Origin of the sequence: Pseudomonas sp. EA_65y_Pfl2_P74, assembly GCF_963970575.1 — a bacterium.
Taxonomy (GTDB): Bacteria; Pseudomonadota; Gammaproteobacteria; order Pseudomonadales; family Pseudomonadaceae; genus Aquipseudomonas; species Aquipseudomonas baetica_A.
Window position 1 is genome coordinate 99,303 of the sequence record NZ_CAXAOQ010000022.1, and the last position, 10,228, is coordinate 109,530.

At 60.0% G+C, this 10,228-nt stretch carries 8 protein-coding genes; 5 read left to right on the forward strand and 3 right to left on the reverse strand.

What is annotated here, in order from left to right:
- Window positions 1-62: 62 nt before the first annotated feature.
- A complete protein-coding gene (locus tag AACY18_RS18510) occupies window positions 63-1,346 on the reverse strand; it encodes a Zn-dependent hydrolase (protein WP_339465638.1) in 1,284 nt (427 codons plus the stop codon).
- A 77-nt stretch (window positions 1,347-1,423) separates the two neighbouring features.
- Window positions 1,424-2,908, reverse strand: a complete 1,485-nt coding sequence (locus tag AACY18_RS18515) for an NCS1 family nucleobase:cation symporter-1 (protein ID WP_339465639.1) — start codon at window positions 2,906-2,908, stop codon at window positions 1,424-1,426.
- A gap of 623 nt (window positions 2,909-3,531) precedes the next feature.
- Here AACY18_RS18515 and hydA point away from each other — a divergent pair.
- The 3 genes from hydA to preA all read left to right on the forward strand — a co-directional run bounded on the left by hydA (window position 3,532) and on the right by preA (window position 7,770).
- Entirely contained in the window at window positions 3,532-4,971 is a 1,440-nt protein-coding gene (gene hydA / locus AACY18_RS18520) for a dihydropyrimidinase (protein ID WP_339432747.1), read from the forward strand.
- Window positions 4,972-5,127: 156 nt separating this feature from the next.
- Window positions 5,128-6,495, forward strand: coding sequence for an NAD(P)-dependent oxidoreductase (locus AACY18_RS18525; protein WP_339465640.1), 1,368 nt, complete (start codon window positions 5,128-5,130; stop codon window positions 6,493-6,495).
- Window positions 6,496-7,770, forward strand: coding sequence for an NAD-dependent dihydropyrimidine dehydrogenase subunit PreA (gene preA, locus AACY18_RS18530; protein WP_339432749.1), 1,275 nt, complete (start codon window positions 6,496-6,498; stop codon window positions 7,768-7,770).
- A 122-nt stretch (window positions 7,771-7,892) separates the two neighbouring features.
- On the opposite strand, the gene AACY18_RS18535 is transcribed toward preA, so the two are convergent.
- Window positions 7,893-8,513, reverse strand: coding sequence for a TetR/AcrR family transcriptional regulator (locus tag AACY18_RS18535; RefSeq protein ID WP_339465641.1), 621 nt, complete (start codon window positions 8,511-8,513; stop codon window positions 7,893-7,895).
- Between the two features lie 140 nt (window positions 8,514-8,653).
- Here AACY18_RS18535 and copC point away from each other — a divergent pair, with 140 nt between their 5' ends.
- Both copC and copD read left to right on the forward strand, forming a co-directional pair.
- Window positions 8,654-9,019 carry a copper homeostasis periplasmic binding protein CopC gene (copC, locus tag AACY18_RS18540; protein ID WP_339434171.1) on the forward strand — a complete coding sequence of 122 codons (366 nt, stop codon included), beginning with the start codon at window positions 8,654-8,656 and terminating at the stop codon, window positions 9,017-9,019.
- A 3-nt stretch (window positions 9,020-9,022) separates the two neighbouring features.
- Window positions 9,023-9,880: a copper homeostasis membrane protein CopD gene (gene copD / locus AACY18_RS18545; protein ID WP_339434172.1), complete on the forward strand. Its 858-nt coding sequence runs from the start codon at window positions 9,023-9,025 to the stop codon at window positions 9,878-9,880.
- The last annotated feature ends 348 nt before the right edge of the window (window positions 9,881-10,228 follow it).

Sequence of the window (10,228 nt, forward strand, 5' to 3'; positions counted from 1 at the left end):
TGATGACATTTGGGTGACAGCAAAAAGATCGCAGCCTGCGGCAGGCTGCGATCTTTTGATCTTCAAGCCGCCCGCTGCCCTTGCGCCACCATCGCCGAAGCCGCGAGCATCGCCCGCAACAACACCGCACAGCCCGCCGCCAGATCATCCGGTGCAGCGTTTTCGATTTCGTTGTGGCTGATGCCGCCTTCGCACGGCACGAAGATCATCCCGGCAGGCCCCAACTCGGCAAGGAAGATCGCGTCGTGGCCGGCGCCGCTGACGATGTCCATGTGCGACAGCCCCAAACCTTTCGCCGCGCCGCGTACGGCTTCGACACAGCCTTTTTCGAAGTACAGCGGCGGGAAATCGGCAGTCGGGGTCAGTTCGTAAGTCAGGCCATGTTCTTCGCACGTGGCGTCGATGACGTGCTTCACCTCGGCAATCATCGAGTCCAGCCGCGCCGGTTCCAGATGACGGAAGTCGAGGGTCATACGCACTTCGCCGGGAATGACGTTGCGCGAGCCGGGATAGGCTTGCAGGCAACCGACGGTGCCACAGGCATGGGGTTGATGACCGAGGGCGGCGCGGTTGACCGCACCGACGATCACCGAGGCGCCGACCAGCGCGTCTTTACGCAAGTGCATCGGCGTTGGACCGGCATGCGCCTCTACGCCGCGCAGCTTGAGGTCGAACCACTTCTGCCCCAGCGCGCCGAGCACCACGCCGATGGTTTTCTGTTCGTCTTCGAGGATAGGACCTTGTTCGATGTGCGCCTCGAAATAGGCGCCAACCTTATGCCCGCTGACTTTTCGCGGACCGGCATAGCCAATGGCATTGAGTGCTTCGCCAACGGTCACGCCGTCGGCATCGACTTTGGCGAGGGTTTCTTCGAGGGTGAATTTCTCGGCGAACACCCCGGAGCCCATCATGCACGGGGCAAATCGTGAGCCTTCTTCGTTGGTCCAGACCACCACTTCCAGCGGCGCTTCGGTTTCCACGCCGAGGTCGTTGAGCGTGCGCAGCACTTCGACGCCGGCAAGCACGCCGAAGCAGCCGTCGAACTTGCCGCCGGTGGGCTGGGTGTCGATGTGGCTGCCGGTCATCACCGGTGGCAAATCGGGATTGCGCCCGGGGCGCCGGGCGAAGATGTTGCCGACGGCATCGACGGTGACGCTGCATCCGGCATCCTTGCACCATTGCACAAACAGGTCGCGGGCCTGGCGGTCGAGATCGGTCAGGGCCAGGCGACAAACCCCGCCCTTGACCGTGGCACCGAGCCTGGCCAGTTCCATGAGCGAGGCCCACAGGCGATCACGGTTGATGTGCTGATGGCTCGATTGCAGAACGTCTACGGCTGCGTTCATGGGGATCTCCTCAGGCTGCTTTTCTTATGGATATTGCTGTGGTGTCGGGTAGACCGCTATCGCGAACAGGCCATCCGCTACACCGCTGTTTTAACGGCAGAGGGCTGCGCACGCATCACGCACAACCCGTAATAAATAATCCCGCCCAGCGCCGAGCCGGTGAACCAGCCATAGCTGTAGAACCAGCTGAACGCATCGCTGCCCAGCGACATCAGGGTCAACACCACCGGTACGCCAAACGCAACAAAACCGGCCCAGTTCCACGCCGGATAGACGTCGTCGCGGTACAGCCCGGCCAGATCCAGTCGTTGTTTCCTGATCAGGAAATAATCCACCACCATGATCCCGGCAATCGGCCCTAGCAGGCTCGAATAACCCAGCAGCCAGTTGGAATACACAGACTCCAGGCTGACATCGGAAACAATCCAGCCGAGTTTTTTCAGCAGTTCATGGGCCATCAGCGCGAGGCCGACAACGCCCGTCAGCAACACGGCTTTGGTGCGGTTGATCACCTTGGGGGCAATGTTCTGAAAATCGTTGGTTGGCGAAACAATGTTGGCGGCGGTGTTGGTCGAGAGCGTGGCGACGATGATCAGCGCCATCGCCACTGCCACCCACACCGGGCTCTGGATATGGCCAATCAACGTGACCGGATCGGAGACCGTGACGCCAACCAGTTTGACCGACGCGGCGGTCATCACCACACCGAGGGCGGCGAACAGAAACATGGTCAACGGCAGACCGATGATCTGCCCGAGGATCTGATCCTTCTGGCTCTTGGCGTAACGGCTGAAGTCAGGAATGTTCAACGACAGCGTGGCCCAGAACCCGACCATGGCGGTCAGTCCGGCAGCGAAGTAACTGACCACGCTTGCCCCTTCTGGACGCTTGGCCGGGATCGCCATCAGCTCGGTCATCGATACATTGGGCATCGCCCACACCAGCAAGCCGATGCCGACCGCGACCAGCAACGGCGCAGACAAGGTTTCCAGCCATTTGATCGACTCGGCACCGCGGATCACCACCCACAGGTTCAACGCCCAGAAAATCATGAAGCCGATCACCTCCCCGGTTCCACCGAGCGATTTCCAACCGTCGAACACCGAACCGAGAAACAGGTGAATGGCCAACCCGCCAAACATTGTCTGAATACCGAACCAGCCACAGGCCACCAAGGCGCGAATCAGACACGGCACGTTGGACCCAAGGATGCCGAAGGATGAGCGCAGCAACACCGGAAACGGTATGCCGTACTTGGTACCGGGGAAGGCATTAAGGGTCAGGGGGATGAGCACAATGAGGTTGGCAAACAGAATCGCCACCAACGCTTCGCCCACCGACAGGCCGAAATACGCGGTGAGCACGCCGCCCAGGGTGTAGGTCGGCACGCAGATCGACATGCCGACCCACAACGCGGTGATATGCCATTTGTTCCAGGTTCGTTCGTGCACCTTGGTCGGTGCCATGTCGTGGTTGTAACGGGGACTGTCGAGGACGTCGCTGCCGGCTTCGAGTTCAAACAAGCCGTCGCGCTCGGTCACTTGCGATCTGTTCTGTTGCATGGCCGCTCCACTGTTCTTCTGATTATTTTTTGCTCATCAGGCGGCTGACGTATGAACGCACAAGCCGGACGATGGCCGGAGGAACTGACAACTTTCATGCACCGGCCATGGTGTCAGCGGCGGCATCAATAAACGTGCCGGGTACTCCGCCTGCCCCTCGCGCCGAGCTTCAAACGTGGTGCAACTTTCTGATATTCATCAGTTTTAATTATTCACCCGAGGTATCCGGTAAAACTTGTCTGAGCGCTCAGGCTAAACACTTGGCAAGTTGTCCGAATGGTCAGGACTCAATCTGGTGCACTGCATTTTTTTATTCATGAGCGATCAACCGCAGCTCAACTTCAAGCGGCTGATTTCACATAAGAAATCTTGACCATATTTCCATCCTGTCAAGTGCGTCAAAATGGTGAGAGGCCTCACCATTTTGGTGATTTTTGCTTTTTATCCTTATTTATCAATGTCTTAGTCCAACAATAAGCTTATAAAAAATTATCTTGAACTATTGCAAAACTGCGACTAGTTTCTATTCCTGACAGCGATGACAGGAATACACCGATCAACGCTGTACCTCAATAAAACATCTAGAACCGACACAAGTCGGTCATGCCTGCGAGGAACTCGGAATGTCTCTGTTGATCCGTGGCGCCACCGTTGTTACCCACGATGAAAGTTACCGCGCCGACGTCTATTGCGCTGATGGCGTGATCAAAGCCATGGGTGAAAACCTTGATGTTCCCGCCGGTGCCGAAGTGCTCGACGGCAGCGGCCAATACCTGATGCCCGGCGGCATCGATCCGCACACCCATATGCAACTGCCCTTCATGGGCACCGTGGCCAGTGAAGACTTCTTCAGTGGCACGGCGGCCGGTCTGGCCGGTGGCACCACGTCAATCATCGACTTCGTGATTCCCAACCCGCAGCAGTCGCTGATGGAGGCGTTTGATCAATGGCGCGGCTGGGCGGAAAAATCCGCCTCGGACTACGGCTTTCACGTTGCAATCACCTGGTGGAGCGAGCAGGTGCGTGAGGAAATGGCCGAACTGGTCAGCCATCACGGGGTCAACAGCTTCAAGCATTTCATGGCTTACAAAAACGCGATCATGGCCGCCGACGATACCTTGGTGGCGAGCTTCGAACGCTGCCTGGAACTGGGGGCGGTGCCGACCGTCCACGCGGAAAACGGCGAACTGGTTTATCACCTGCAACGCAAGTTGATGGCGCAGGGCATTACCGGGCCGGAAGCGCATCCTCTGTCGCGTCCTTCGCAGGTCGAAGGTGAAGCGGCAAGTCGCGCCATTCGTATCGCCGAAACCCTTGGCACGCCGCTGTATCTGGTCCACGTTTCGACCAAAGAAGCCCTCGACGAAATCACCTACGCCCGCAGCAAGGGTCAACCGGTGTACGGCGAAGTGCTCGCCGGGCATTTACTTCTGGATGACAGCGTCTACCAACACCCGGACTGGCAAACCGCCGCCGGTTACGTGATGAGTCCGCCGTTCCGTCCGCGGGGTCACCAAGAGGCGCTGTGGCACGGCTTGCAAAACGGCAACCTGCACACCACCGCCACCGATCACTGCTGCTTCTGTGCCGAGCAAAAAGCCGCCGGGCGCGACGACTTCAGCAAGATTCCCAATGGCACCGCCGGCATCGAAGACCGCATGGCCGTGCTTTGGGATGAAGGCGTGAACAGCGGGCGCTTGTCGATGCAGGACTTCGTCGCCCTCACCTCCACCAACACCGCAAAAATCTTCAATCTCTACCCGCGCAAAGGCGCGATTCGCGTCGGTGCCGATGCCGACCTGGTGCTGTGGGATCCGCAGGGCACCCGCACCATCTCCGCCAAAACCCACCATCAGCAGGTGGACTTCAACATCTTCGAAGGCAAGACCGTGCGCGGTGTGCCGAGCCATACCGTCAGCCAGGGCAAAGTGGTCTGGGCCGATGGCGACCTGCGCGCCGAGCGTGGTGCCGGACGGTATATCGAACGACCGGCGTATCCGGCGGTGTTTGATTTGCTGAGTAAACGGGCACAGATGCACAAGCCCACTGCGGTGAAACGCTGAGAACCAGGCCTTCGGCCTTCGCAAGCAAGCCTGCTCCCACAGGGGAACGCATTCCAAATGTGGGAGCGGCCTGCTCGCGAAGGGGCCCGCCCGGACACTACAAAAACCACTGCCCATCAGAGGCAGAGCACCTCAATAACCGTGAGGCAAAAAACCGTGATCGAGACCCTGAACCATCTTCCGCATCCGCACGAAAGCGCAGCCGCCCTCGCCGGCCACTTCACCGATCTGGCGCCGCCGCTCAATGCCCGGCAGGCGCATCTGGAAGCGTCGCGCTGCCTGTATTGCTACGACGCGCCCTGCGTCAATGCGTGCCCGAGCGAGATCGACATCCCGTCGTTCATCCGCAATATCCATCAGGACAACGTGCCCGGCGCGGCGCAGAAAATCCTCTCGGCGAACATCCTCGGCGGCAGTTGTGCGCGGGTTTGTCCGACCGAGATCCTTTGCCAGCAAGCCTGCGTGCGCAACAACGCCCAGGAATGCGCGCCGGTGCTGATCGGCCTGTTGCAGCGCTACGCCGTGGACAACGCACACTTCAGCGAACACCCGTTCCAGCGCGCTGCCACCACCGGCAAACGGATTGCCGTGGTCGGTGCCGGCCCGGCCGGGTTGTCCTGCGCGCACCGCAGCGCGATGCACGGCCATGACGTGGTGATTTTCGAAGCGCGGGAGAAGGCCGGCGGCCTCAATGAGTACGGGATCGCCAAGTACAAACTGGTCGACGATTACGCGCAAAAGGAGCTGGATTTCCTCCTGCAGATCGGCGGCATCGAAATCCGTCACGGGCAGAAACTCGGCGACAATCTGACTCTGAGCGAACTGCACCAACAGTTCGATGCGGTGTTCCTTGGCCTGGGCCTCAATGCCAGCAAACAACTCGGTCTGGCCCACGAAGAGGCGCCAGGGCTGCTCGCCGCCACCGATTACATCCGCGAACTGCGCCAGGCCGATGACCTCACGCAACTGCCATTGGCGCAGCGCTGCATCGTCCTCGGCGCTGGCAACACCGCCATCGACATGGCCGTGCAAATGGCCCGCCTCGGTGCCCGAGACGTCAATCTGGTGTATCGCCGTGGCGCGGCGGACATGGGCGCGACCGGTCACGAACAGGACATCGCCAAAGCCAATCAGGTACGCCTGCTGACCTGGGCACAGCCGGAAGAAGTCTTGCTCGACGATCAGGGCCGCGTGTGCGGTATGCGTTTTGCCCGCACCGATCTGGTCGACGGTCGCCTGCAAACCACGGGCGAAACCTTCGAACTGGCCGCCGATGCGATCTTCAAAGCCATCGGCCAGGCCTTCGACAGCAGCGCCCTCACCGACCCGCTGGCTCGCGAACTCAAGCGTCAGGGCGAACGAATCCAGGTCGACGCCAATCTGCGCACCAGCATTCAAGGCGTGTATGCCGGTGGCGACTGCACCAGCCTCGACCAGGATCTGACCGTGCAAGCCGTGCAGCACGGCAAACGGGCCGCCGAGGCCATCAACGCTCAACTGATGCTCAATGTGGAGGCTGCGTAAATGGCCGATCTCTCGATTGTCTTCGCCGGCATCAAAGCCCCCAACCCCTTCTGGCTGGCCTCCGCGCCGCCGACCGACAAGGCCTACAACGTGGTGCGTGCCTTCGAGGCGGGCTGGGGCGGCGTGGTCTGGAAGACCCTGGGAGAAGACCCGGCGGCGGTCAACGTGTCGTCACGGTACTCAGCCCATTACGGCAACAACCGCGAAGTGCTGGGCATCAACAACATCGAACTGATCACCGACCGCTCGCTGGAAATCAACCTGCGCGAAATCACTCAGGTGAAAAAGGACTGGCCGGATCGCGCACTGATCGTGTCGTTGATGGTGCCGTGTGTGGAGGAGTCGTGGAAACACATCCTGCCGCTGGTGGAAGCCACAGGCGCCGATGGCATCGAACTGAATTTCGGCTGCCCTCACGGCATGCCCGAGCGTGGCATGGGTGCGGCAGTCGGTCAGGTGCCGGAATATGTCGAGCAGGTCACCCGCTGGTGCAAGACGTATAGCTCGCTGCCGGTGATCGTCAAACTGACCCCGAACATCACCGACATCCGCGTCGCCGCCCGCGCCGCCCATCGCGGTGGTGCCGATGCGGTGTCGCTGATCAACACCATCAATTCGATCACCAGCGTCGATCTGGAACACATGGTCGCCCTGCCCACCGTCGGCAGCAAAAGCACCCACGGTGGTTACTGCGGCTCGGCGGTCAAGCCGATTGCGCTGAACATGGTCGCGGAAATCGCCCGCGATCCGCAGACCCAAGGCCTGCCGATCTGCGGGATTGGCGGCATCGGAAGTTGGCGCGATGCGGCGGAATTCATGGCGCTGGGCAGCGGCGCGGTACAGGTGTGTACGGCGGCCATGTTGCATGGCTTCCGGATTGTCGAGGAGATGAAAGACGGCTTGTCGCGGTGGATGGACAGTCAGGGTTACGCCAACATCGCCGAGTTTTCCGGGCGTGCGGTGGGCAATACCACCGACTGGAAGTACCTGGATATCAACTATCAGGTCATCGCGAAAATTGATCAGGAGGCGTGCATTGGTTGTGGGCGTTGCCACATTGCTTGCGAGGACACCTCACATCAGGCGATCAGCAGCCTGAAGCAGGCCGACGGGACGCATAAATACGAAGTGATCGATGACGAGTGTGTGGGCTGCAATCTGTGTCAGATCACCTGTCCGGTGGCTGATTGCATCGAGATGGTACCGATGGAGACGGGCAAGCCCTTTCTGGACTGGAATCATGATCCGCGCAATCCGTATCACGTTTCGGCTTGAGGCTTGAGGCTTGAGGCGTCTGACCTGACGCCTTCGCGAGCAAGCCCGCTCCCACAGTTGGAATGTATTTTCCTGTGGGAGCGGGTTTGCTTACGAAGAGGCTGGCAGCCGCGCCCCACGTCTCAGGGCTCCAACCCGATCCCGCGCAAGATCACACTGGTCACCGTCTGCACCGCCCGCTCGAACTGCATGTCCGACAGTGGCTGGTGATCATTCAAGATATTCACCTGATGGTCGAAGTCGGCGTAGTGCTGGGTCGAAGCCCAGATCATGAACAGCAGGCTCGACGGTTCCACCGGCAAAATCCGCTTGTCATCGACCCACTGCCGAATCTTCGCTTCCTTCATCTTCGCCCAGTCGTACAGGCTGGCGTCCAGCGCTTCGCCCAGCGTCGGCGCGCCGTGGATGATTTCGTTGGCCCAGACTTTTGAACCGTACGGCCGGCTGCGCGAGTGGTTCATCTTGGCGCGGATATAGCTGCTGAGCACCACACGCGGATCGTCGAACATCTCGAAGCACAACGCATCCTGCTTCCACACTTCCAGCAGGTCGAACAGCACGGCGCTGTACAACTCACTCTTGGTTGAGAAGTAGTAGTGCAGGTTGGAGCGCGGCAGTTGCACTTCGGCGGCGATGTCGGCCATGGCGGTGCCACCGAAACCTTTTTCGGCGAAAACCTTTTCCGCCGCCAGGAGAATTTTTTCGACGTTACTGCGACGAATCTCGATCTTGTGATTGCCCATGTGGGCTCCCTGACAACAACCTCGCCCAAGACTAGCACCCGCTCTGCCACTGGGGCGACCGCTGAAAACAAAACTTCGTATAGACGCAGTCGCATGGCTAAACTGCCCCCTTATTCGATCCTGCCCCAGAGGTACCTGCGATGCTGTTCAAGAACGTTCTGACCACCACGGCCTTGCTCGCCTCGCTGTTCGCCGCCTCTTCGGTATGGGCCCACGCCCACCTGAAAAGCCAGACCCCGGCTGCCGACAGCACCGTCGCCGCACCTGCGGATCTGCGCCTGACGTTCTCCGAGGGTGTGGAAGCCAGTTTCACCAAAGTCACGCTGACCAAGGATGGCGTGCCGGTCGCGGTCAAAGCGCTGACCACCCAGGACAAAGACAAGAAAACCCTGATCGTCACCCCTGCGGCACCGCTGACTGGCGGTGAGTACAAAGTCGAATGGCACGCGGTGTCGGTCGACACGCACAAGAGCGAAGGCGCCTATCAGTTCAAGGTTGGTCAGTAATTCATGAGTGAAGCGCTGGTGCTGTGCCGGTTCCTGCATTTGAGCGTGGTGTTGATGTTGTTCGGGGTCTGGTTGTTCAGACCGTTGCTGCTCAAGGGCGAAGCGCGGGTGCTAGACCTTCGTACCGCGCGACTGGCCCGTTGGCTGGCGACCGTTGCGCTGCTCAGCGGGGTGGCCTGGGCGTTGCTGATCACCGCGAGTATGGCCGGTTCAACGGCGGCGGCATTCGATCCGGACACGCTTGCGCTGGTGTTTGGCAAAACATTTTTTGGTCAAGTCTGGCGCTGGCATTTGCTGCTCAACGCAGCGCTGCTGGCGTTGCTGTTTACACCCTGGCGTTCAAGCACACCCTTGCGGCTGGGGCTGAGCGCGCTGCTGGCGGTGACACTGGCGCCGGTCGGTCACGGCGCGATGCTGGAGGGTCTGAGCGGACAACTGCTGATCCTCAATCAGGCCCTGCATTTGATTTGTGTGGCAGCGTGGCTCGGCGGGCTGTTGTTGCTGGTGATGCTGCTGCGCGCGCCAAGCGAACCCATGGGCCAGATCCTGCGGCGCTTCAGTGGTGTCGGCTATGCGCTGGTTGCAGGCCTGTTGATCACCGGGTTGATCAACGTTCGCGTGCTGACCGGCCAGTGGTGGCCAACACCATTGTTCAGCGGGTTCGCCCTGATTCTGTTGATCAAGGCATTGCTGGTGCTGGGAATGCTGGGGTTGGCGTTGTTCAATCGCTCGCGAAGCGAGGATTGCGAACAGCGGATCGGCGCGCTCAGACGCAGTGTGATGATCGAATGGTTGCTGGGGATCGGGGCAGTTGCCGCCGTCTCGCTACTCGGCACCCTGCCGCCGATGATTGCGGCCTGAACACCACCGCAAAGCCTTTGTAGGCGTTGTGTTGATCAATGAGGCTGCGTGTCGCCCGCCGCCGTATCAATACTCACCACCACCGACATCCCAGGGCGCATCAATCCATTGAAAGGCCTTGTGCTGATTTGGCTTGAATGTGCCGTAAACTACAAAATCTGCTCCCTTTCCCCCTCGCCCCCTTGGGGGAGAGGGTTGGGGTGAGGGGGTAAGCTTTTGATTGTAGTGGTCAACTAATTCCGGACACCTCGATAGGTGATTTTGACGCCATCGCCCGTTCGTAAACGGTCGGTGGCAGATATCCCAGTTTCGAGTGCAGTCGTTCGTTGTTGTAAAACCCAACGATGT